This window comes from Thermodesulfovibrio sp. 3907-1M (assembly GCF_040450955.1).
Lineage (GTDB): Bacteria > Nitrospirota > Thermodesulfovibrionia > Thermodesulfovibrionales > Thermodesulfovibrionaceae > Thermodesulfovibrio > Thermodesulfovibrio autotrophicus.
The window spans coordinates 1,832,936-1,856,030 of the sequence record NZ_CP144373.1; the positions used below are offsets into that span (position 1 = coordinate 1,832,936).

Annotated in this window: 24 protein-coding genes and 1 tRNA gene; 4 read left to right on the forward strand and 21 right to left on the reverse strand. The window is 33.1% G+C overall.

Going from position 1 to position 23,095, the window contains the following annotated elements; genetic code table 11:
* Positions 1-7 precede the first annotated feature (7 nt).
* Together rpsI and argC are read left to right on the forward strand one after the other, a co-directional pair.
* A complete protein-coding gene (gene rpsI, locus V4D30_RS09580) occupies positions 8-394 on the forward strand; it encodes a 30S ribosomal protein S9 (RefSeq protein WP_353684100.1) in 387 nt (128 codons plus the stop codon).
* Position 395: 1 nt separating this feature from the next.
* Positions 396-1,436: an N-acetyl-gamma-glutamyl-phosphate reductase gene (gene argC / locus V4D30_RS09585; protein ID WP_353684101.1), complete on the forward strand. Its 1,041-nt coding sequence runs from the start codon at positions 396-398 to the stop codon at positions 1,434-1,436.
* Here argC and mnmA read toward each other — a convergent pair.
* Entirely contained in the window at positions 1,411-2,439 is a 1,029-nt protein-coding gene (mnmA, locus tag V4D30_RS09590) for a tRNA 2-thiouridine(34) synthase MnmA (protein ID WP_353684102.1), read from the reverse strand. The two genes, argC and mnmA, sit on opposite strands and share 26 nt — an antisense overlap.
* 34 nt (positions 2,440-2,473) lie before the next feature.
* On the opposite strand from mnmA, the gene V4D30_RS09595 reads away from it, so the two are divergent.
* A tRNA-Ser gene (locus V4D30_RS09595) sits at positions 2,474-2,558 on the forward strand.
* On the opposite strand, the gene V4D30_RS09600 is transcribed toward V4D30_RS09595, so the two are convergent.
* Entirely contained in the window at positions 2,559-2,927 is a 369-nt protein-coding gene (locus V4D30_RS09600) for a DnaJ family domain-containing protein (protein WP_353684103.1), read from the reverse strand.
* A gap of 54 nt (positions 2,928-2,981) precedes the next feature.
* Between V4D30_RS09600 and V4D30_RS09605 the strand changes: the two genes are divergently transcribed.
* The gene (locus V4D30_RS09605; RefSeq protein ID WP_353684104.1) at positions 2,982-4,160 is read left to right on the forward strand and encodes a sensor domain-containing diguanylate cyclase; all 1,179 of its coding nucleotides are present in this window, start codon (positions 2,982-2,984) and stop codon (positions 4,158-4,160) included.
* Here V4D30_RS09605 and V4D30_RS09610 read toward each other — a convergent pair.
* The 19 genes from V4D30_RS09610 to V4D30_RS09700 form a co-directional block, all read right to left on the reverse strand.
* Positions 4,150-5,184 carry a glycosyltransferase family 9 protein gene (locus tag V4D30_RS09610; protein WP_353684105.1) on the reverse strand — a complete coding sequence of 345 codons (1,035 nt, stop codon included), beginning with the start codon at positions 5,182-5,184 and terminating at the stop codon, positions 4,150-4,152. The genes V4D30_RS09605 and V4D30_RS09610 overlap by 11 nt on opposite strands.
* Positions 5,185-5,187: 3 nt before the next feature.
* Positions 5,188-5,814, reverse strand: coding sequence for a hypothetical protein (locus tag V4D30_RS09615; RefSeq protein ID WP_353684106.1), 627 nt, complete (start codon positions 5,812-5,814; stop codon positions 5,188-5,190).
* Positions 5,801-7,699, reverse strand: a complete 1,899-nt coding sequence (locus tag V4D30_RS09620; RefSeq protein WP_353684107.1) for a DUF2723 domain-containing protein — start codon at positions 7,697-7,699, stop codon at positions 5,801-5,803. Before V4D30_RS09620 ends, V4D30_RS09615 begins: the two co-directional genes overlap by 14 nt.
* A gap of 62 nt (positions 7,700-7,761) precedes the next feature.
* Positions 7,762-8,199: a prepilin-type N-terminal cleavage/methylation domain-containing protein gene (locus V4D30_RS09625; protein WP_353684108.1), complete on the reverse strand. Its 438-nt coding sequence runs from the start codon at positions 8,197-8,199 to the stop codon at positions 7,762-7,764.
* Between the two features lie 84 nt (positions 8,200-8,283).
* A complete protein-coding gene (locus V4D30_RS09630) occupies positions 8,284-9,096 on the reverse strand; it encodes a hypothetical protein (protein WP_353684109.1) in 813 nt (270 codons plus the stop codon).
* Positions 9,093-9,737, reverse strand: coding sequence for a response regulator transcription factor (locus tag V4D30_RS09635; protein WP_353684110.1), 645 nt, complete (start codon positions 9,735-9,737; stop codon positions 9,093-9,095). The genes V4D30_RS09630 and V4D30_RS09635 overlap by 4 nt, the downstream gene beginning before the upstream one ends.
* Positions 9,737-11,734 carry a type IV pilus secretin PilQ gene (pilQ, locus tag V4D30_RS09640; protein WP_353684111.1) on the reverse strand — a complete coding sequence of 666 codons (1,998 nt, stop codon included), beginning with the start codon at positions 11,732-11,734 and terminating at the stop codon, positions 9,737-9,739. The genes V4D30_RS09635 and pilQ overlap by 1 nt, the downstream gene beginning before the upstream one ends.
* On the reverse strand, positions 11,731-12,210 hold the full coding sequence (locus V4D30_RS09645; protein ID WP_353684112.1) for a pilus assembly protein PilP: 480 nt from the start codon (positions 12,208-12,210) through the stop codon (positions 11,731-11,733). Before V4D30_RS09645 ends, pilQ begins: the two co-directional genes overlap by 4 nt.
* Positions 12,210-12,797, reverse strand: coding sequence for a type 4a pilus biogenesis protein PilO (gene pilO / locus V4D30_RS09650; protein WP_353684113.1), 588 nt, complete (start codon positions 12,795-12,797; stop codon positions 12,210-12,212). Before pilO ends, V4D30_RS09645 begins: the two co-directional genes overlap by 1 nt.
* A gap of 1 nt (position 12,798) precedes the next feature.
* Complete coding sequence (locus tag V4D30_RS09655) at positions 12,799-13,353, reverse strand: PilN domain-containing protein (RefSeq protein WP_353684114.1); 555 nt, start codon at positions 13,351-13,353, stop codon at positions 12,799-12,801.
* A complete protein-coding gene (pilM, locus tag V4D30_RS09660; RefSeq protein ID WP_353684115.1) occupies positions 13,350-14,288 on the reverse strand; it encodes a pilus assembly protein PilM in 939 nt (312 codons plus the stop codon). The genes V4D30_RS09655 and pilM overlap by 4 nt, the downstream gene beginning before the upstream one ends.
* A 25-nt stretch (positions 14,289-14,313) precedes the next feature.
* Positions 14,314-15,141 (reverse strand): shikimate dehydrogenase, encoded by an 828-nt coding sequence (gene aroE, locus V4D30_RS09665; protein ID WP_353684116.1) that lies wholly within the window; start codon positions 15,139-15,141, stop codon positions 14,314-14,316.
* Between the two features lie 49 nt (positions 15,142-15,190).
* On the reverse strand, positions 15,191-16,282 hold the full coding sequence (locus V4D30_RS09670) for a glycosyltransferase family 4 protein (protein ID WP_353684117.1): 1,092 nt from the start codon (positions 16,280-16,282) through the stop codon (positions 15,191-15,193).
* Positions 16,283-17,365 (reverse strand): glycosyltransferase family 9 protein, encoded by a 1,083-nt coding sequence (locus tag V4D30_RS09675; RefSeq protein WP_353684118.1) that lies wholly within the window; start codon positions 17,363-17,365, stop codon positions 16,283-16,285.
* Positions 17,359-18,516: a glycosyltransferase family 4 protein gene (locus V4D30_RS09680; RefSeq protein ID WP_353684119.1), complete on the reverse strand. Its 1,158-nt coding sequence runs from the start codon at positions 18,514-18,516 to the stop codon at positions 17,359-17,361. Before V4D30_RS09680 ends, V4D30_RS09675 begins: the two co-directional genes overlap by 7 nt.
* On the reverse strand, positions 18,513-19,739 hold the full coding sequence (locus V4D30_RS09685; protein WP_353684120.1) for an O-antigen ligase family protein: 1,227 nt from the start codon (positions 19,737-19,739) through the stop codon (positions 18,513-18,515). The genes V4D30_RS09680 and V4D30_RS09685 overlap by 4 nt, the downstream gene beginning before the upstream one ends.
* Positions 19,736-20,887, reverse strand: coding sequence for a glycosyltransferase (locus V4D30_RS09690; protein ID WP_353684121.1), 1,152 nt, complete (start codon positions 20,885-20,887; stop codon positions 19,736-19,738). The genes V4D30_RS09685 and V4D30_RS09690 overlap by 4 nt, the downstream gene beginning before the upstream one ends.
* Positions 20,880-21,977, reverse strand: coding sequence for a glycosyltransferase family 4 protein (locus V4D30_RS09695; protein WP_353684122.1), 1,098 nt, complete (start codon positions 21,975-21,977; stop codon positions 20,880-20,882). The genes V4D30_RS09690 and V4D30_RS09695 overlap by 8 nt, the downstream gene beginning before the upstream one ends.
* Positions 21,974-23,080 (reverse strand): glycosyltransferase family 9 protein, encoded by a 1,107-nt coding sequence (locus V4D30_RS09700; protein WP_353684123.1) that lies wholly within the window; start codon positions 23,078-23,080, stop codon positions 21,974-21,976. The genes V4D30_RS09695 and V4D30_RS09700 overlap by 4 nt, the downstream gene beginning before the upstream one ends.
* Positions 23,081-23,095 lie beyond the last annotated feature (15 nt).

Consider the following 23,095-nt stretch of genomic DNA (forward strand, 5'->3'; position numbering starts at 1 on the left):
GAAGATAATGGCTGAAAATTTAGCTACAGGAAGAAGAAAAAGATCAATCGCTAGGGTAATCCTAATGCCCGGCTCAGGGAAAATCACGGTTAATGAAAAACCAGTGGAAGAGTACTTTCCAAGAGAAACTCTGAGAATGATACTTATGCAACCCTTTCATGTAGCTGGTGTGACTGGCAAGTATGATGCAATTGTAACAGTTGATGGAGGTGGTTTAAGTGGTCAGGCTGGAGCAATAAGGCATGGAATCGCAAGAGCCCTTGTAAATCTTAATCCAGATCTTAAGCCAAAACTCAAAAAAGAAGGACTTCTTACAAGAGACCCAAGAGAAGTAGAAAGAAAGAAATACGGACAGCCAAAGGCAAGAAAGAGATTCCAGTTCTCCAAGAGATAAAATGCTTAAAGTTTTCATATGCGGAGGAAGTGGCTATACAGGAAGTGAGCTTTTAAGAATTCTTGCTTTGCACGACGAAGTTGAGATAGTCGGAGTAACTTCTGAAAAATCAGCAGGGATGAAAGTTTCAGAGCTTTTCCCTGCTTTTTTTATTTATAAAAAGCTTAAATTTGAAAGCCTTAATACAGAAGCTATCAAAAACAGGGCAGATGTCTATTTTCTTGCACTTCCCCATGGAAAATCTCAACAGGTTGCAGCAGAACTTCTTCAGGCTGGCAAGAAAGTAATTGACCTTTCTGCTGATTTCAGAATTAAGGATGTCAGGATTTATGAACAATGGTATAAAACTCAACATCTGTTTCCGGAGCTACTTAAAGAAGCAGTCTATGGATTGCCCGAAATTTACAGGGAAAAGATAAAAAAAGCAAGACTCATAGCCAATCCAGGATGTTATCCTACAAGTGTGATTCTTCCCCTTTATCCTTTTTTAAAAAAGAAACTTATTGATACATCCACAATCATTGTTGATTCCTGCTCAGGTGTTTCTGGAGCAGGAAGAAAAGCTGATATCACCTTAAGCTACTGCGAGGTAAACGAAGATTTCAGAGCATACAATGTGGCAAAACACAGACACACACCTGAGATAGAGCAGGAAGTTGGCTTTGCCTCTGGCAGTTCAATAACAATTGATTTTACAACCCATCTGTTACCCTTAAACAGAGGAATTCTTTCAACAATATATGCCAGTATGAAAAAAGATTTATCCACTGCTGAGGCATTAGAAATTCTTAAAGAGCAGTATCAGAATGAGCCATTTATTCAGATTATGCCAGAAGGTGAACTTCCGAGTATGAAGTATGTAAGGGGAACAAACTACTGTTACATTGGTGCAGTTGTAAATCCCAGAACAAAAAGGCTTATTCTTGTCTCTGCTATTGACAATCTCGTAAAAGGTGCATCAGGACAGGCTGTGCAGAACATGAACATTATGTTCGGAATTGATGAGGCGAAGGCTCTCAGAAGCCTTGCACTGTCTCCGTAATTACTCCTCCACCTAAAACAACTTCATCATTATAAAAAACAGCACTCTGACCTGGGGTTGGTGCAAACTGAGGCTCATCAAAAGTTACCTTGACTCTATCTTCATCAATTAGTGTGATTAATGCTTTTTCTGGATTCATGGCATAGCGAATTTTTACTTCACAGGTGAAAATATTAGTTTCAGGCATAACAAGCCAGTTCAGTTGTTTCACATAAAACTTTTTCATAAAAGCCTTTTCCTTTGAATCAACATAGACTGCATTAATAGCAGGCTCTATTTTTACCACATAAAGAGGATGGGAAGATGAAACTCCCAGTCTTTTTCTCTGCCCAATGGTAAAAAGATGTATCCCTCTATGCTGCCCAATAATTTTGCCAGTTGATGCTTCAACTATGGGTCCATAAGATGCTGGTTTAAGAATCTCATAGTATCTTTTGTTTTTGAGAAAGCAGACTTCTGCACTTTCCTCTGCAACCTTAGAGGGAATTTGAGCCTGCTCAGCAATGTCTTTAACCTGCTGTTTTGTGTATTCTCCAAGAGGCAAGACAAGCTGATTAAGAAATAACCTGTTTATTCCATAAAGGAAGTAGGACTGATCCTTTTTCTTGTCAGTTCCTTTAAGAAGAAAGCATTTGCCGTTTTTTTTCAATACTCTTGCATAATGTCCTGTGGCAAAAAAATCTGCAGATACTTTATCAGCAATTCTTTTAAGAGCGGGAAACTTTATGTATCTATTGCAGAGAATACATGGATTTGGTGTGAGCCCTTTTTTGTATCCTTCAAAAAATGGATTGATAACATATTTTTTAAAATCTTCTCTTAGGTCTTCAATATGAAGCTTTATTTTGAGAAAATCTGCGGTTTTCTTTGCCAGCTCTATATTTGGTGGCTCATCAAAGAGAATAAAGAATACTCCTTCTACAGCCTTATTTTCTTTAGTGAATAAATAGGCTGTAACTGCTGAATCAACGCCACCACTCATTGCAACAACTACTTTTTCCATTTTTGTAAGTGATATAATTTATTATAAACCTTCTGGAGAGGTGCCAGAGTGGACGATTGGGGCGGTCTCGAAAACCGCTGTGGGTAACACCACCGGGGGTTCGAATCCCTCCCTCTCCGTTATTCTATGAATTTTTTTATTATTTTGTCTTCGTATTCAGGGAAGTCTTCAAGATAAAAGGGACGCTTTCTTCCAATATTGAATTTCAGCAGTTTAAAATTGAGCTCTCTAATTTTTTTAATTCTCTCTTCGTCTTCATCAATTGTTTTAAGCAGTTCTTTTAAATCTATAATTTCCTTCCTTATCTCCATCTCTGGAGGAATGCATCCAGCATTTTTAAGAATCTTGTAGGCAAGTCTTAAATCTTCAGGAACCCAGCTAAGGTCTTCCAGCTCTAAAGGCTTTCCTTTGTTGGGAAGGTTATCAAAAACTCCCTGCTCAATTGCTTCCCTGATTTTTTCTTCAGCGATTTTTTCAAATATGTTCATTAATTTTATGATGCCAGAAAAAATTATGGAAATGTCAAATTTTCTCTTTCATTTATGTTAGAATTTTTTATCCCCATGTCCATAACGAAGAAAATAATTCTTATTTATTGTTTTTGCAGTGGGCTTGTTATTGGGGTAAATGCACTGATTTCCGGGGTATATATTAAACAAGATGTGAAGCTCTTATTACTGTTAAATTTAACGGTTTGGATTTTATCTGGAGTACTTCTTTATTTTATCGTTAGACGAAATATAATAAAAAGAATCTCAAAGATTATATCAAAATTATATGAAGAAGAGAAGGACAAAGGCACTCCATTAGTAATAGGCTTTTATAAAGATGAGATAGATTATTTTCAAAAAATGATAAACCAATACATAGAAGCTTTAAAAACTCGTATTTCAGAAGTTGAAGAAGCTCGCAAGATTTATCAGCTTATAGCTGACAGATCTGAAGAAATAATAATAATTTTCAATAAAAAAGGCGATATAGTTTTTGCAAATCCTAAAGCCATTGATTACTTGGGTAATGAGCAATGTACTCTTTCTCAGGAGAAACTGAAGCCTTTTATACAGAATATTCTTCAACTAAAAGATGAGGAAATTACAGCATGGCAGGAGATAAAATTGCCTGACGGAACTTTCTTAAGCGCATGGATAATTCCAGTCGACAGCAAAACAGGAACAATGCTCTTTATTGCTCATGATATAACTTTATTCAAAAAAGAAAGGGATAAACTCTTTGAAATTGCTACAAAAGATTTGTTAACTTCACTGTATAACAGAAATTTCTTTGAAGAAACATTAAAAAATACAATAGAATCAGCCAAAAGAGGGGAAATTTATTCTATTCTTTTTATTGATATGGATAATTTAAAGAAAATTAATGATAACTTTGGTCATTTAGTAGGTGATGATACAATAAGAGCTGTGTCAAGGGCTATTCAAAATAGCATTAGAGCAAGCGATATTGCTGCAAGATGGGGTGGAGATGAATTTGTTGTTTTATTAAAAGGAAATGTTGAAAATGCGAAAACTGTTGCAGAAAGAATTCAGTCAAATCTCAGGAAAATAAATTTAAATCTTGGTAATCATACAATCAATCCCTCAGTAAGTATAGGAATAACGATTATTGATGGGACGAAAGATATTGAAACACTGATAAAAGAAGCTGACCAATGCGCTTATTTAGCTAAAGCGGAAGGGAAGGGTAAAATTAGATTTACGATTTAATTAATGACTCCAATGCTGACTTTACAATTGAAGCATCAATATCTTTTAAACATTTAAAATCAAGCCCAGATTCGCACCTTAGAGGTTCTGGAGAGTAATAGAAACAGGGAGAACAATTTAAATTAACTCTTACTATTCTGTGTTCTACAACCCATGGATAAACCCATTTTGGGTTTGTAGGACCAAAAATAGCCACAACAGGCACTTTTACCGCTGCAGCAAGATGCATAAGCCCTGAATCATTGGAGACAAATGCATTAAGATGAGCAATAATTGATGCAACTTCACGAATAGGTTTATTCTCAACAAGGATTACATTCCCATGTTTTGCATTTTTTAGTATAAATTTATTTTCCTGCTTTTCTTCTATTGTGCCAAAGAGGAAAAAATCTACATCAGGCAGACTATTTATAAGTTCCAGAAATTTCTCCTTCTGCCATCTTCTCTGTCTGTGTCCCTTGAAACTACTCGTTCCTGTATGAATTCCCACCTTAAATGTTTTTTTAGATGAAGCATTTACAAATGCCTTTCCCTGTTCAATCTCCTTTTCGTCAAGATAAATCTTCATTTCTGGGGTATTATCTGTTTTTATCCCAAGAAGCTCAAGAATTCTGAGATTTTCTTCCACATTATGTAGATCAGGGTTTTCCTTTAATGTCCGATTTTTAAGAAAGTTAAGCTCACTTAAATCTCTTTTTAAATATCTATGTCCCAGTCTGATTTTTGCTCTGGTAAGAAAGCTTAATATGTTATACTGCTTTCTGTTTGAAGGATAAAAGTTTATTGCACAGTCAAATTTTCCAAGAGAAAAAATGAATTTCAATGAATTCCATAACCCCTGCTCTAAAAAAGGAAAATAGACAAGCTCATCAATGAATGGATTTTTTTTAAGAACCTCACAGGTAGTTTTAAACATGCATATATTGACAATCCTGCAGTCAATGGATCTTTTCAGAGTCTCAATTGCCGGTGTTGTCATCAATGTATCGCCTATTCCGTAAAGTGGTAAAATAAGAATTTTCATGGTCTATGCATTATAAAGTCCTATAATCCATAGGCTAAAAAACAGTATGAAACCTGTCAACCCCCATAAGAGATATCTTTTATTTATTGGAGTTTTAAGTCCTTTAAGAATTATAAAGCAAACAGAACAGATCCATGCAAAAAGAGACAAAACAGACACCATGCTCCAGAATACAGATGGAGAACTATCATATTGCATGATTTCAATATTATAATTGTAAAGACGCTGATAATCCTTCTCTGAAAGATTATTATACTTCCATTGAATCATCTCATATGTCTTAAGCTCTGCAATAAGAGGTTCAAGCTTTTTAATTTCCTCTCTGTAGGGCTGATAAAAGCTTCTTACTTGATAAAGAGCACTTCTTAATGTTTCATAACAGTAAAGTTTCTGTTCATCATCGCCAGTTTTTTTGCATTTCTCAAGGATTCCATTAACTGCTTCCCTGCTGTAGGGGCTAAATGGAATATAGGAAAGAATAACTCTTTCATAATATGTGATTGCTTTTATTGAATCATTGCTATGCTTTGCTTTATTCATAAAATCTTTTTGCTGTAAAAAAAGTCTCAGATAAAAAATTAAAAGCATTATCAGGATTAATATGAGAAAAAATAAGCTAATTCTTTTCATCTTCCTTCCCAAGCAGGTAAAATTTATTCATTTTATTGTATTTTTTAACTGCATTGTAGATGTTGAGATATTTCTCATTTTCACTGTTAACTTTAAGCTTCATCTTAAAGGGTGCTGTAAAATCGCCATAGCTTAATTTCTGATCAAATGCAACTTCTGCTGTGTCTTTATCAGATGCTTTTTCATATGCCTTGGCAATGCTTATATATCCAATTGTAGAGAAATTACACAGCTGAAGCGTATAAACATCGTCTGTTCTATGGGTAAGGCAGTCTTCATAGTTTAAAAAGGGTTCAACTTTTTTCATTCTTTCCATGAAAAATTCATCAAAATCCCTTTTATCCGATTGTTTTCCAATATAAATGAAAATATAAAAATAAGGGTAACTGTCAACCACGGTATAAAGGGGATGTTCTTCTGATAAAGCGATGATTGAGTAATATCTGTATTTTTCAGTGAGCTCTATCAAATTGCCACCAAAAAATTCAGGGAAAATTCTTTTGTAAAGGCTATAGGGTTTGCAGCCATGAAGTGCCCAGACCATGGTTTTATAGTCATCAAGAACAATATGACATATGTCTTCTCTGTATCTTCCAACAAGCTTTAAATACCATCCCTGAAAAGCATGATTGTCTCCGTAGGTCATATAAATTGATGCTACTGGCAGAGATGTGAAAATCCCTTTAGTATGCGAATAGGGAACATAGTTTTTCCCCTGATACTGATCAGTGAGTCTGTCAAAAATCATTAGTAAAGGAAAGAAGATTACAATAATGGGAACGATTCTTTGAAGGGAATAAAAGCCATATTTTTCAAAAATGCTGTATATAAAATAAACTCCCAGCCCGACTATACCACAGTAAATGGCAAAGGATGGAATAAAATATTGATGTCCTATTACATAAAGCTCATGGCTGTCAGGATTTTGCATTGAAAATGTTAACTTTGCAAGAAAAATTGAATAGATAAAAAAGGATGTTAAAACAAATACAAGAAGTTTTTTTGATTTTTTAAAAAGCCATACAACTCCAAGAATGAAAAAAGGTATAGAAAAAAAAGTAAAGTTTTTTTCAATAAGGTAAAGATAGTTTTTAAAAGCATAAAAATATCCATAAAGATTAAAAAACCCTGATGCCGTAACATCAATTGATGAACCTGCTCCGTAGTTTTTTCTTAAAAAAACCTTTAAAAAAGAATCCAGGTCAGTTACAGGTATCATGCTGAAAAGAGTTCCTTTCATGTCTCTAATAAAAAAATAAAAATTCACTGAAAAGCCAAGGGAAAAAAAGAGAAAACTCAATGGAAGATTTCGTAAAAAATTTCTGCAATAAAAAAATCCAACAACACCAAGAGGCACAATCATCATAAATCCTGTATGATGTGCTGAAAGCGTAAGTCCCAGAATAAATGATGCAATAAATTGAATTCTTCTGTCATATCCTTTTAAAACTAAAATTATCCCACAAAAAACTAAAAACATAACAAAAAAAGAGTTTAAAGTATAAAACTTTGCCACAATGCTCTGTCCAAAAAATGAGTAGGAAAGGGCAAGAAAAATAACTGATGCAATAGCAGCAAAGGATGCCTCACGATTCTGCCCTGAGAGTTTAAAAACCACTGAGTATACAAGAAGAAGTGTAAGCATTGAGAAAAAAACTGAGATTAACTCAACTCTGATTCCAATGTTTCCAGCGGGAAGGAAACTGAAGATTTTACCAATCTGAACATAAAGAGGATAGCCTGAGGGATGGGGACTGCCAAGTCCGTATGATGCTGCTATAAGTTCTCCTCCATCACCTGTTGAAAGAACAGGAGGAAGGGAGAAAATATAAAGAGACATAATGAGAAAAAGAGAGATGGAGAGAGGAAAGTTTTTAGAACTCATTGAGAACAATTTTTGAGGGATATGAAAACTGAAAAGGGCAGGCATAAGCCTGCCCTATTAAACTATTTAACTTCACACTTAAATCCACCAGCAGAAACAGAGCAGTATGCTTGATAGGCAGTAACACCAGCTAAAGAGCCTGTTACAGCTCCAGCGGTAATTGAACCTGTAGAATCACATGTAATATTATCATTTCCAGACAATATAACTGCTCCACCGGGAGTTGTAATTGTAATATTTGCTTGTGAGCAGTTTTTAAGACTTGCCACAGGAATGGTGTAACCGTTTCCTGAAGTATCAGGATTTTCAACGCAGTATGCAGTTGCATCCATCATGCATGCTCTTGCCATTGGTTCTGCATAAGAGGATACCTTTGCTTTTTGCTGATACTTCATATACTGAGGAATGGCAATTGAGGCAAGAATTGCAATAATTGCGATGACGATTAGTAGTTCAATCAGGGTAAAACCTTTCTGGTCTCTTAAAAATACTCTTTTCATAGTTAAACCTCCATAAGATTTTTCAGGCTTCAAGGAAGCCTTTTAAAGAAATTATAAACAAAAAGTTTAAATAAGTTGTGAAAACTATGTGAATTTTAAAACTACAATAAATTTATTCTCCTTTGCTCGGTATTTTAGTTTAAATCCCTGTTTTTTTGCAAGAGCCTCTGTAATTTTCAAACCTACTCCAGAGCCTTTTTCTTTCTCTGAAATGTCATTTCCTATTGCAAGAAAGTTTTTTGTCAGCCTTATATGAATTTTTTCGTCGGAATACCTTATAGCATTATCTATAAGTGAAAATACAATATTGTCCACCATCTGCCTGTTTGCATAGATAAAAACATCTTTTAGATTAAGTATGAGTTTTTGATTTATCTCAAATATTGAAAGATTTTTTTCTACTGTTTCCTTTAAATTAACTTTTTCTTTGCTGGATGAAAAGCTTTTAAAACGATTTATTGTTTCTAAAATTTTACAAAAATCATTTTGAATGTAGTTATAACTGGTCTCAAGTCTTTGAATGGCTTTTTCATCGTATCTGATTTTTAAAATCTCTATATTGCCTTTATGAGTGGCTAAAAAATTGCCAAATTTGTGAGAGATATTTAAAAGAATTAACTCTAAAAAATCCATGTAGTCTCTTTCCTGCTTAAGCATTTTCTCAATAATCTTGTATAAAATGAGCATTAAACTTAAAACAAGCAAAAACTCCCATAACAGTATATTCTTTACATATTCCTGAAACTTCTGCTCAACAAAATTTTTTCCAGTTAAAGATTGCAATGCATACTCCTCTTTAAAAGAATCCAGAAAACTCAACACCACTGTGTTTAAATAGAAAAGAATCAAGGCTAAAACCAGAGAAAAAACGATGATTATTTTAATCTGGAATTTCAACGGATTCTGTATCCCCTTCCTGGATAGGTTATTATGCTGTCTGGTGGTAGTGCTTTTCTCAGTTCTTTAATATAGGCTCTCACAATCTCATCTCCCACTGCTTTTTCTGGCCAGACATAGTTCAGGATTTTTTCAGAACTTACAATTTCTCCTCTATTTTTAAGAAGAAACTCAAGAAGTTGCCATGCTTTTTTTGAAATCTTTATTTCTTCACTGCCTCTGTAGATTGTTTTTGCATCAATATTTACAGTAACATCACCAATGGTAAAAACACTGGGTAAATGCTTTCTCTTGCTTAGTGCTTTTAGCCTGAGAACAAATTCTTTGAATTCAAAAGGTTTTGTAAGATAGTCATCTGCTCCTCTCAGGAAACATTCTTCTTTGTCATTTAGAGTTTTTTTCGCAGTAATTACTAAAATCGGAGTTTTAATGCCTGCTTTTCTCAATGCAGCGATAATTTCTTCGCCGGAAGTAAACTTTAATATAAGGTCTATAACTATTACATCAAACTCATATTTGGTGATAATTTTAGGAAGCTGTCTTTCATCCCATAGCCATACTGTCTCTACATTTTCAATTTTAAGATAATCCTTGAGTGTTTCGCCGAAAATTCTATCATCTTCTATAAGAAGAATCCTCATTACTCATACTTCATTATTCTTGGAGTTATGAAAATCATAACTTCATAAAGTGTTTCATCCCTTCCACGACTTTTAAACAACTCACCAAGCACAGGAACATCTCCAAGCCCTGGAACCTTTGATTCTGTAGTGCTGTCAGTTTTTTTGTATATTCCACCTATGACAAGAGTTTCACCATCTTTTAAAGCAACCTTTGTATTTCCTTCTATCTTTTGAGTTCTCGGTGCATAAACTCCTCCAATATTTACAAACTCAACAAGGTCTTCCTTTACAACATTGACATCAAGAAGCATTGATTTATCGTCAATAAGATGGGGAGTTGCCTCAACTGTTATGGCAACATCTTTAAACTTGGTTGATATCTGCCCGCTCTGAACATCTTTTTCTCCGTAGGGAATACTGGCTCCCTGAACTATTTTTGCCTTCTGATTGTCAAGAGTGATAACCTTAGGATTTGATATGACCTTGCCTTTTCCTGATTGTTGAAGCGCTGAAATTCTTAAATCAAGAGCAAATGTGCCAGCGGCATTAATATATCCAATGGTGAATGCAGTTGTTGGTGAGGTGACACTTCCTGTTGAAGCAGGTAGATTTACTCCAAGTGGAGTAACCCCACCTGGGACTCCGACAACATTAATGGACGGGTTTTGTAATGTGCCTGTGGTAGATGCTCCCACTGAACCCATTATTGTTGTTCTTGTATCAGGAGGCTGCCAGAAAATACCCCATTCAAATCCGAGAGCCTTTGAGAAACTGCTTGATATCTCTACAATTCTTGCTTCAAGAAGTATTTGCCTTGTGGGTTTATCAAGATCTTGAATAAGGGAGGCTACCTGATTTAGCACTGACGGAATATCTCTCACAATTACTGTTCTGGTTCTTTCATCAGTGGAGATATTCCCTTTTGGTGAAAGAATTTTTGATGCCTCTATGGTTGTTTTTACCTTATCAACAGAGGCATATTTTAAAACAAATATACGAATCTGTTCATCCTCAGCTTTCTTGAAAAGGTCTTTTGTTTCTGCTTCAAGTTTTTTCTCCTCCTGGAAGACCTTAATTGGAGCAATTCTTATTATGTTTCCCTCAAAGGTCTTTTCAAGCTGAAAGGTTTTACATATTACATCAATAGCCTGTATCCATGGAACATTTATAAGCTTAAGCGTTACTTTGCCCTTTACCTCAGGATGTATGACAACATTGTATCCTCCTATGTCTCCAAGAAGTCTAAAAACTCCTACAATGTCAGCATCCTGAAGGTCAAGGGAAACAGTTTTTTCACTGGAAATTTCTGGTTTAATTGCTTCTGCAGGCTTTTTTTCTTCTGATTTAGCAATTTTGAGTTCTTTAACTTTTTTTAAATTGAGGATTAATTCATCTCCAAGATAAACAGGCTCAACATCAAAATCTTTTCCAAAAAAGAAGCTTAATGTAAGCTCATCACCTTGTCTTTTTACAGAAACAGGAATGTTTCCAGTTTCTGCTTCAAAACTTACTCCTTGAAAATCCACATTGATGTAATCATCAACTTTATTCACAGATGGCTGAGGAAGTTCGCTGTCTGCCTGGATTGATATTTCAAAGCCTTCTTCTGTTTCATCCATTGTCATTTCAATAATTTTTGTAACTCTGGATGTTTGAGCAGGAGCAGAATTAAAAGAAACAGTAAGAATATTTTCTTCCATTTTAATTTCAGGTCTTACAGGTTCACTGACAAGAAGTTCTATCTCTGTGTTGTTGTCCTTTACTTGAGCGGAAACTTCACTTACAATGCCTTCTCTTAAGAACATTTTTTTCTCTAAAACTCCTGGCTTTGTATTTTTAAGCTCTATTTTTATTTTGAAGGGATCTTCACTTGGAAGAAGATTAAACTCGGTTTTTTCTGTAAGTTTTATTCTTAATGTATCTCCTTCAGGAGTTATACTGATGATCTCTACTGCCAGAGCATTTACTGCAAGAAGAAATATAAAGATTAAACTAAAGACAATTTTATTTATCATCTGTCTTCCTCCGTCTTGAGTTTTAAATATTTAACTTTGTTGTTCTCTCTGATTTCAATGCTGTCATTTAGAATTTTAATTACTTTTCCTCCGCTATATCCTATTCTATCGTTTTCCCTCACAATATAAAATCTTCCATCAGGTGCCTGAAGGAGTGCTAAAGAGCCTTTTTTATCCTTAGCAATTCCAGTAAGTTTAAGTTCTTCTATCTCGTAAGTCTCAAGAGGTGAGGCACCTTTTTTTCTTGCCTCTCTTTTTACAATCAGTGGTGCGAATGGATCTCTTAGTTGTTGAGCATCATAGTTGTATGTGGGGAATACAATCTCAGGTTGATTTATCTGAACTGGTTGTTTTTTTGGAGTTTTTGTGACTGTCTGTTTGGTTTCCTCTTTGTTAAGCAAGAAATACCCAGCTATCAGCAAAACTGCTAATAATACCAATGCTCCAGTAATAATTAAAATCCTTTTTCTTCCCATTATTTTTTCTTTTTTTGTATTTTTTTCTTTTCCTCTTCAGGTATCAATGAATAGGTTACTGCAGTTAAATTTGCATTAAGCATTGTTGTATCCTTGTCTCCCTTTTTTATTTCCATCTTTTTTATGTTAATTATTCTTTCTATTTTTGTAATATCGGCGAAAAATGTTCCAAATGTATGATATTTTCCTCTCATGGATACTTCAACAGGAATTTCATAAACTTCATTTGATGAATGGGGTACTTTTTCCTTAGGTTTCCATGATGTTACAACAAGTCCTTTCTGTAGTCCTATCTCAGAGACCTTTTTTAATACATCGGAAACTTCTGTTTCTTTTGGAAGAAGAGTTTTTAAAAACTCCATTTTTTTCTGAAGTTGCTCATTCAGAGCTTTTAAGTCTTCATATTTATTGACAATCATATTGGCTTTGTCTATTTCCTCTTTCAGGATCTTTTTTTCAGAGTTTAACTTATTAATATTTTCAACAGCTGGCAATAAATAAACAGAACTGAAAAGAACAGATAGAACAAGACATGGTAGAATCATTAAAAGAACTCTGTTGCTCTTTGAAAGTCTTTCCCAGTCCATATCACACCTTTAACTTGAATTTTACGGTGAATTTGTAAACAGCCTGTTTTTCAAACTCAGTTTGTTGTGATTCTACAAGATAAACATCCTGCAGCTCTGGTGTTGCTTTAAGATTATCAACAAACTGGACAACATTCAGATTTGAAAATCCTATTCCTTCCACTGTAATTGTGTTATCAAATGTAAGCGCTGTAAGCCATACTCCATCGGGAAGTCTTTTTACCACAATACTTAAAATACTAACCGGTGCTGACTGCATTTTTTTAAGGTTTTCAATTAATTTTGCCTTTGCTTCTATATCTTTATTCATTGCTTCAAATTTTTTAACTTCCTGTATTTTTTTCTGAAGCCCTTCAATGGTTCTTTTTTGAAGCTGAATATCTTTTTCAAGGGCTGATTTTGTAATCTCACAGTAGACTAAAATAGCTACCAGGACGATCAAAGTTAAACCTACGGGAATTGCCAGTTTTTTAACAATCTCTCCTGATAATTTGATTTCAATTTTTTTGCCTGCTTTTTTTATCTCTTTTTTGGGTAGAAGATTTATCTTTATCATTTTATCTTCTCCGTTCCCCTGAGAGACAATCCGATTGATATGGCAGCTATATGTGAATATTTATGCATCTTTGATGCAATTTTTTTATTTATTTTGATTTTTCTAAAGGGATTCAATATAAGGATTTCCTGATCAAGTCTTTCTTCAATTGATGAAATAAAAATGGGAGAAATCACTGGATAGCCTGTAAGATATATCTTTTTTACGGGTCTTTCTGTTAAAAAAGATTTAAAGTATTCAATCTGTCTATAGATTTCTGCAGAAACATCATCGGCAAAATTCCTTATTTCTTCTTCCTTAGCTTCATTTATGTTAATCTTAACAGTAATTATGCTATCTCTTACATAAAGAGGTTTATTGTCTCTGGCAATAATGAAGTTAATAACACTTTCTCCCACATTTACAATGAGATTTGTATCATTCTCTCTGTAATTCAATTCATATATATTATAAAGAGCTAAGGATCCAATATCTACAACCTGAGGAGTTATGCCTGCTTTTTCAAAAACATTAACATATTCATTCACGATCTGTTTGTTTGCCACCGCCACAATAAGTTCTGTTAAATTTTTATCTTTTACTGTTTCAACTATGTGAAAATCGTGGTAAACTTCTTTCACATTAAATGGAATATATTTGTCAAGCTCCATTGGAAGATTTAAAATAATTTCATCTTTATCAATAAAAGGAACCTGAATTATTCTTACTGCTGTGTAAGCAGGTCCTGAAACTGCAAATGCTGCTTTCGGGTTTTTCATATTAAATTTAGATGGGATTTTTATAAGAGTTTTTACGACACTGTCAGCATCCACTATTCCTTCAGAACTGATTGCTCCTTCTGGAAGTTCAAAGCTCTCCCATTCAGTAAGTTCATACTTTTTCCCTATGTAAGCAACCCTCACAGAAGAAGTTTCTATTTCTATGCCGAGCATCATTTTTAAGTTTTATAATAAAAAATTATTATTTTGTCAATACTTTATATAGAGTTTTTTTCATAATTTCAACAGGTGCCTGCAATGCGGTCCATATTTCAAAGGCAGCTATAGCCTGCCAAAGTAGCATTCCAGTGCCTCCAATAACTTTGCATCCAATTTTTTCCGCCTCCTTCATTAAAGGAGTTTCAGGATAAACAATATCACAATAAATATGCTCTGATAATAATAGTTCTGGACTTAAGGGCATAGGATCGTCCTTTTTTAACCCAAGAGAAGTGGCATTTACTATTACCTGCATTCTTTCAGTAACAGATTTGTCAATGGTGTTTACTACCTCTATAAGTCCTAAGTTATTAAATCTTTCTTTTGTTGCCCATGCTTTAGACAGGGTTCTATTGTAGATATAAACTTCCCCACCTTCTTTTAAAACTCCGTAAACTACGGCTTTTGCAGCACCTCCTGCACCAAGCACCAGAAATTTTTTATCTTTAATCAATATTCCTTCATCCTTAAGTGATAAAACAAAGCCCTGTGAATCTGTATTGAACCCTTTCAGAGTCCCTTCATTATTTAGAATCGTATTGACTGCTCCAATATATTTAGCTTCCTCTGAAACTTCATCAAGATATTGAATTACTACCTCTTTGTGGGGAACTGTTATATTCACACCCTTTATATTCAAGGCTTTGATGGCAAAAACAGCATCTTTTAAATATTCTTTTTTTACATGAAATGGCACATAACAGTAGTCAAGCCCGAGATATTGAAAAGCTTCATTATGAATTAAGGGAGAAAGGGTATGCTCAACGGGATCACCAAATATCCCGATTATTTTCGTTTTTCCTGTAATCATGGTAAGTATTTTAACAAAATATAAAAATTTTTGCTTCCAAAATTTTGTTTTAAAGCTTCTTTAAATTTTTTAGATAAACTTCAAGCATTCCATTGCACATTTTTTTTATTGTGTATTTGTTTTCAACCTTTTTCCTTCCCTGAACTCCAAAATCCCTTGCTTTTTGTCTGTTATTAAGAAGCTCTATGATTCTTTCTGCTAAGGCTAAGGAATTCTCACAAGGCACAAGATAGCCATTTACTCCGTCATCAATTACTTCCCTTACGCCATCCACATCAGAGCCTATGACAGGCTTTCCCATTGCCATTGCTTCAATGAATGATGTGCCCAGTGCCTCCTGAAGCGTTGGAAGGACAAATATATCAATGGATTTAAGAATTTGTGGAATGTCATCCCTGTGTCCGAGCATGATAACATTTTGAGATAAGCCATGCTGCTTTATTTTATCTTCAATGTTTTTTCTCTGAGGACCATCACCAGCAAAAATAAAAACTGCTTGAGGAAACTTCTTTAAAACATTTGGGATTGCCTCAATTAAAATATGATGTCCCTTTTTCTTTCTTAAAACTGATATGGTCCCGATGAGTGGGATGTTTTCACTAAGTCCGAGTTCTTCTCTTAAAGAGGCTTTTACTCTGTCTGGATTGAATTTTTCAATGTCAATGCCTGTCGGAACTGCAAAGACTTTTTCAGGATTAATACCCTTGCTTATGAGATACTCTCTTACATATTTGCTTACTGTAACGATAATGTCTGCAAGATATTTATATGAAAAAGTTGAAGTTATGGGTAATGCAAGATGCCGTGTTCTTACAATTAAAGCACGCTTTTTTGAAAGTTTACCAGCAAATCCAGCAATGTAGCTATCTTTACCGCTGTGAGTGTTTACAACATCAATATTTAATTTATTGATAAGCCTTGCTGTATAGTAAATTGCCTTAAAATCGTAACTTTTTTGCATGGGATAGGTGAAAACCTCAATTCCTGCTTCTTCTGCTTTTTCAGCAAGCCTGCTTTCAGGCTGAGATAAAATGTAAACCTTTGCTCCAAGCCTTTGTATCCCTAATGCTTCATTTAGAATCCTGTTTTCCTGCCCTCCCCATCCAGGTGAGGCTTCTGTATGAAGTATTTTAAGTGACATTTATCTGGTAATCTCCTTAAGAAATTGCTTAATTGCGTCAAAAACAGTCTCAACATTAACATTTTCAGCTTTCCTATCACTTCCCTGTAAAATAGTATGCTTTACTCCCCACGGTCTCCATCTATGTGGGTCTGTAGAGCCCCATATTGTTACAATGGGTTTTTCAAGTGCTGCTGCTATGTGCATTGTGCCACCATCAAGACAGACAACCAGATTAGCAAGACTCAGGGCAGCAATAAGCTCTCTTAAATGATTTGTTTTGTATGGAATAATTTGAGGCACTGCTTTAATAATTAACTCTGCCTTTTCATCGTCTCCGGGATGATAAGGATTTTTTTCACTTCCTGGGGACCACAAAAGCATTATTTCTGCATTTTTTTGTTTCAAAATAAGTTCTGCAAGGCTTATAAATTTTTCAGCAGACCATCTATTTTCAGGCTTTCTACTGCTTATATGGAAGGCGATTAGAAGCTCGCCATTCTGAAATGGTATACCTGAAGTAGCTGATAATAGTCTGTCATCCCGAGCGTTAGCGAGGGATCTTCTCCTTTGTAAAAATTCCCGCACTCTTTGAATCTCAGTGGTTGAAGGGAATACCCTCAATTTATCAGGTAAACCATCAATTCCCAGAGGTGATAGTAGATTAAAAACTCTTTCAACTTCATGCATTGGCTTTTCAGCTTCTTTTAAAGACATATTGTAAAACAGGGATTTATTAACATTTTTAGGTGAATATCCGATTCTTATTCTTGCTTGAGTCATATATGTATATCTTGCAAGTCTTGGCGAGTATGAACCACAGGCAATTGCCATATCATATTTTTCTTTGCGAATTTTTATGAGAATCTTTGAATTATTCAGCCAGACAGAAAGCTTATTTTTTTCAGGCACATGCTTGGCTTTTTCATAAATGTAAACTTCATCAATATCTGGATTATTCATTACAACCTCTGCATTATAGCTGTTTACAAGAATACCAATTTTTGCATTAGGACAATGCTTTCTTACTGCATGAATTGCAGGCGTTGTGCATATAAGATCACCAATATTATCCCGGCGAATGAAAAGGATTTTGTTTAGCATTTTAGACATTTAAGACATATTTCAAGAATTTTCTCAGCCCTCTTTTCGTATGTATAATGTTTAGCAATTTTTTTTGCATTGTAACTTAATTTTTCTGCTAAACTTTTTGAATCTGAAATTTTTTTTATTGCATCCGCCAGAGATTTAGGATTCCCAGCTTCAAAAAATATAGTAGTTTCATTATTTTGTAGTATTTCTTTAAAAACTGGTAAATCAGAAGCTACAATCGGGATTCCTGCAGCCATATACTCAAATAATTTTAAAGGCGATGAAAACTCTGACGGTCCTTCTGCTAAGTTAGGTAACACAGCAATTTTAGCTTTAGAAAGATATTCAGGTATAAGAGAGTGAGGGATATCTCCTGTAAAAATTACTCTATTATCTATGTTTTCTTCCATAGCAAGCTCTTTTAATTCATTTAATCTATCCCCTCCTCCAATTATCACTAATTTTTCATCTTGAAGATATTTCATGGCAGAAATTAAAACATCTACTCCTTTCCATTTATATAAACTTCCTGTATAACATATATAGGAATTTTCATGATTTCTCTCTGTTTCAAACCATTCATTTCTAACAGCATCGTGTACCACTGAAATTTTTTTCTCATCAATTTTAAAATTATCTATCAGGAATTCTTTAAGTTTGAAAGATATGCATATTAGAGCATCCATGTTTTTGTAAACCTCTATTTCAGTTTGCTTTAATTTGTTCTGTTTTTTTTTGTTTAAAGTATTTAAATGAAATATTTCATGAACCTCAAAAATCATAGGGATTTTGAAAAATCTTTTAAAATTCAGCAAAAAACTGGCAAGTTTAACATGTCTTAAAAATACTAAGGATTTTTGCTTTTTTGCTCTATTTGATAAAAATTTCAAAAAAAATAAATAAAATAATCCATTCCACGAAATCTTTAAATATTTCGCCTTTTCTCTTCTTAATACAGGTAGATTTATAATTTTAAAAGTCTCACAGGACTCTATATCATAAAATTGATATAAATCTCTCATGGAATATCCACTCTTAATTCCCGTTACCAGAGTAATATTTAGTCCTTTTTTGGCAAGAGCATAACAGGTATTGATTATCTGAATAAATCTTGCTCTACTGTCTGGAAATACTTCTGGAACAGGATATATAACTTCAATCATTTTTTTATTTTCTCCACAAAATTAACATAAGCTCCAATTAATGGAATTATCAATATCAATTGAATAAATCTTGTATCTTCTACTATTCCGTGAACAAGCAATATTGTTAAAACAGATATTAATGACAGACTAAAAAGTTTCATTGATAAAATTTGTTCAGTTGTCAAATTTGCTATGAAATATTTAAAAGAAAAATATATCAACAATAAAAATATGCTAATACCGAGTATGCCTTGCTTATATAGAATAGAAAGATAGACATTATGAGGTGAATAAAGTTCTTCAGGTTCTTTACCGAACTTATTCAGGTACCATTTTTTGAAATCTTCAAGATATGTCATTCGTCCAAGTCCATTGCCAAATATCTTATTAATAAGAGAAAGATTATAATATGAATCTATTGCTGCTGGCCAGACCATTTCTTTTCTTAAAGAAGTATATCCTTCCAAAAGCTCTTTAAAATTTCCCTTTACATAAGGAGGCGATATTACTGTAAGTAAAATTACTATTACTACAATGATTCCACTTATTATAGGTAAAATTTTAATAAATTTCTTTTTAGTAATCAGCAGGTAACCAATTAACCAAATAAATAAGCTTAAGCTAACACTTATCCAACCACCTCTACTTCCAGTAAGAATAATTGCTATTATTCCTAATAATAAAATAACGAAGCCTATAACTTTCAAAAGCTTTGTTTTTTGAGTAGTAATGAAAAACGGAATAAAAGGTAAGAAAAATTCTAATGGAACTATATATTTTCTCACAAATTTTCCATAATTATAGGAGTTTGGTAGAACTTTGGTGTAAAAGTCGTAAAATGTAAAAATTGTGAATAGAACACTAAGAAAAACGAATAATCTACTCAATTTTTCAAGTTTTTGTTGAGTTTGGAAAACATAAGAAATACTTAGGTATACTAAAAAAAGTTTGAGATATGTTCTTTGAAACCATTTTAAAGAGTATAATGGGTCAGGGGCAAAAATTGAGGAAATGATTCCAGACAAACATAAAAAAATCGTTAAAATAGAAATAATATTTTTAAAATTTAATGGATTTTCTTTTAGAAAAATAGCTCTTACAAAAATAAGAAGTGGAGGAATATAAATTCCGATTGCCCGTAGTGTTTCTCCCTTGTCCATAAATAAAAAAAGTATTAAAAGATATGTTCCATATTCAGTTAATAAAAGTAATTTATTTGATAATTGTAAGTTTTTATTCATTTTTCTAATATTTCGTTATAAAATATTTCCAATTCTTCAGAAATATAAAGCCAATCAAATTTTTCCGCTGTTTTTCTCGCTTCTTTACTAATTTTTTGATGTAGTTGTTTATCTATCATTAAGGTTTTAACAAGTTCGGCTCCATTATTGAGTAAGTTATCCTCTTTTAAAAAAAATCCATTTATCCCATGATAAATATATTCTTTTAATCCTCCTCGGGCTCTTGTTATAACAGGAAGTCCTGTTGCCATGGCTTCTAAAGCCACCATACCGAATGGTTCATTAAATTCAGATGGTATAAGTACTACATCGCCTATTAAATAAATTTGGTGAATTTTAGATGGTGGGAAAACATCTGTAAAAGTTATTTTATTGTTTAGCTTTCTGGAAAGTTCAAATATTTTTTTGGCGTAATCAAATCTATCTCCTCTTTTTGCAATTTCTCCAACTACAACAAATTTAATATTTTCAAATTCCTTTAAATTGATCGCTACTTTAACGAAATGTTCTACTCCTTTTTCTGGTGAGATTCTGCCAACAAATAAAACTACAAATTCATTTTCATTAATTTTAAATCTTCTTCTGATAGTTTTTCTTAACTCAGCAAGCTCCCAATAAGGAGAGAATTTTTGAGAATCAACTCCATTGTATATACATTTAAACTGTTTAGCTTTAATTTTTTCATTGTTTTTATAAATATTGACAATATAATTACTGCATCCGATGAAAGCATCTACTTCTAAGGGAGTACTTATGGAAATTTCATTATGAAAATGTAAAATCTTTTTTATTTTCGTGTCTAACTCTTTAATGATAGGAAAAAACCACTTTACAGTATTATGTACATGAATTATATCTGGCTTTACTTCGTTTATAATTTTTAGTATTCTTTTTGGATATGATAAAGGATCAAGTTTTGTCATTTTTTGAAAAAATCTTTTATAAAGTTTACCAAAATTAATTCTGTAAAAATAAATATTATCTTTATATTGTCTTTCAGCATAAAATGGATTACCTATGGAAACAATATGAGGTTCAAAATTGATCAATCTTTTTGCTGTTTCAAACATCCATGTTTCCACAGCTGCTCCTTTAAGAGGAGGATTAGGATGAACAGGTCCGGCAAAAATTAAAACTTTTTTAGGCATAAAGATGTCTCCAAAATTTTTTTATTACTATATCCCAGCTAAAATTCTGTACTACTCTCTGTCTACCTTTAGAACCTAATTCAATCCTGAGATTTTCATTGTTAATCAAAAGTTTTATTTTATCTAAAATCGCATTTTTATCACAAGGTGGCACTAAAAAACCAGTATCTCCTATTACTTCGGGAATTCCTCCTACAGTTGTTGATATTACAGGAATCCCACATGCCATAGCCTCTGCAATAGATATCCCAAATGTTTCATCTGCTACGCTCGGAAATATTGCAATATCTGCTATTGAATAATATCTTGGGAGTTCAAAATTGCTTTTATTCCCTAAAAAAATAACTTTATTATTAATTTTGAGACTATTTACCAATCTTTCAAGATTTTTTCTATATTCTCCTTCTCCAATTATTAAATATTTTACATTATATCCTTCTTTAATGGCTTTATTTACAGCTTTAATGCTGTATTGAATACCTTTCCAACCTACAAGTCTGCAAACACTTATTATAACTTTTTCATTTTTTATTCCAAGAGAATTTTTTATTTCTAAATCGGGCTGAAGAGGTTTAAAAACTTGTGTATCAATTCCATTTGGGAGCACTACAGGCTTAATATTACAATATTTTTCTATTTGAGAAGCATTAAAATTGCTACAGGAGAAAAAATAATCTAATTTTTTAACAAAATAACCATATCCTGGGTAAAACTCTGTTCCTCCAGAGAAAAATATTATTTTGCACTTATTCATCTTTTTAATAAATAAAGCGACAGGTAAATCATAGGGCTTAAAAATACAGAAAAAATCATATCTATTCTTTTTTAAAGTCGGCAATGCGGCATAAGCAAAAGACAGTCTTTCCATGAATTTTCTAAATCTTGAACCAAAATCAGGGAATTTTTTTCTTGGTATAAAAGGAAAAGTTAAAAAATTTAGATTATCAGGCAGTTCAATATTTATTGGGAAACCACCACAAACAGTCACATCCCATCCTGAAATTGCAAGATTTTTTGCTAAGCCTAAACAAAAGCTTTCTATTCCTCCATGTTTTATGGTAGTTGTGACATTATAAAAAAGTATTTTCATGATAACATCTCTTGAGCAGATGTTAAAACTTCTTCTACTTTTATAAGATTCATACAATATGGATTTTTACACTTTTTTGTAATGCAGGGATTACATGGTCTATGTTTTTCTATTACTTTATGAAGATGGAAGTCCTGTAAGGGACCAACTCCCCAAGCATAGGTTGGACAAAATAAAGATAATGTTTTGGTCTTAAGAGCAATAGCTATATGCATTGTGCCTGTATCATTTGTTATCAATAAATGAGTTTTTTCTATTAAAGCTCTCAATTCTCTCAATGATAATTTGCCTGCTAAGGAAATAGCATTTTCTCCTATTTTTTTTGCAATACTTTCACAGAGTTTTTTTTCTTCTTTTGAGCCTAAGATCAAAATTACAACATTTTTATTGTTATCAATAAGTTTTTTACCTAATTGTATGAAATTTTCTTTTGGCCACATTTTAAATTTGGTAGCTGCCGCTACCTGGAAACACACTATTTTTCTGCCATTTCTTATTTTTATGTTTTTTAGTAATTTTTTAATTTTCTCTCTGTCTTCTTCATCTACTAAAAGAACCATTTCTTTGTTATTAATCTGACAATCAATAAAAGATGCTGCCTTAAGCCTTACATCTATTCCATGATGTTTCCATGGGTCATCAAATCCGTTTGTTTTATTACTGAGTAAAAAGCCAAAATCTTTGGGGATTGGCACTTTTACAATAAATCTTGCACCGCCGAGGTATGCCATTGGAGTTGCCTGTGGTTCATTTCCGTGAAGGATTAACGCTACATCAAACTTGTGTTTACGGAACTCCCTGATTGTTTTAAAAAATTTTTTCCATCCACCGTAATAAGGAATAATTCCATCAATATGGGGATTGTTTTCAAAAAGCTCCATATTTTTCACATTAAAATGAGCGATTATTTTTGCATCAGGATATCTTTCTCTTACTGCTCTTATTGCAGGCGTTGCCATGAGAGTATCTCCAATTGCAGTTGAAGACACAACAAGTATATTTTTAACCTCATCGGGATTAAAATATTTTAAATCTGTTTGTCTTTTATCAAATTTTTTAATTATTTTTAATGCTATATAAAGCAAATTTTCCCTTATCTTCAACCTCATCTATATCCT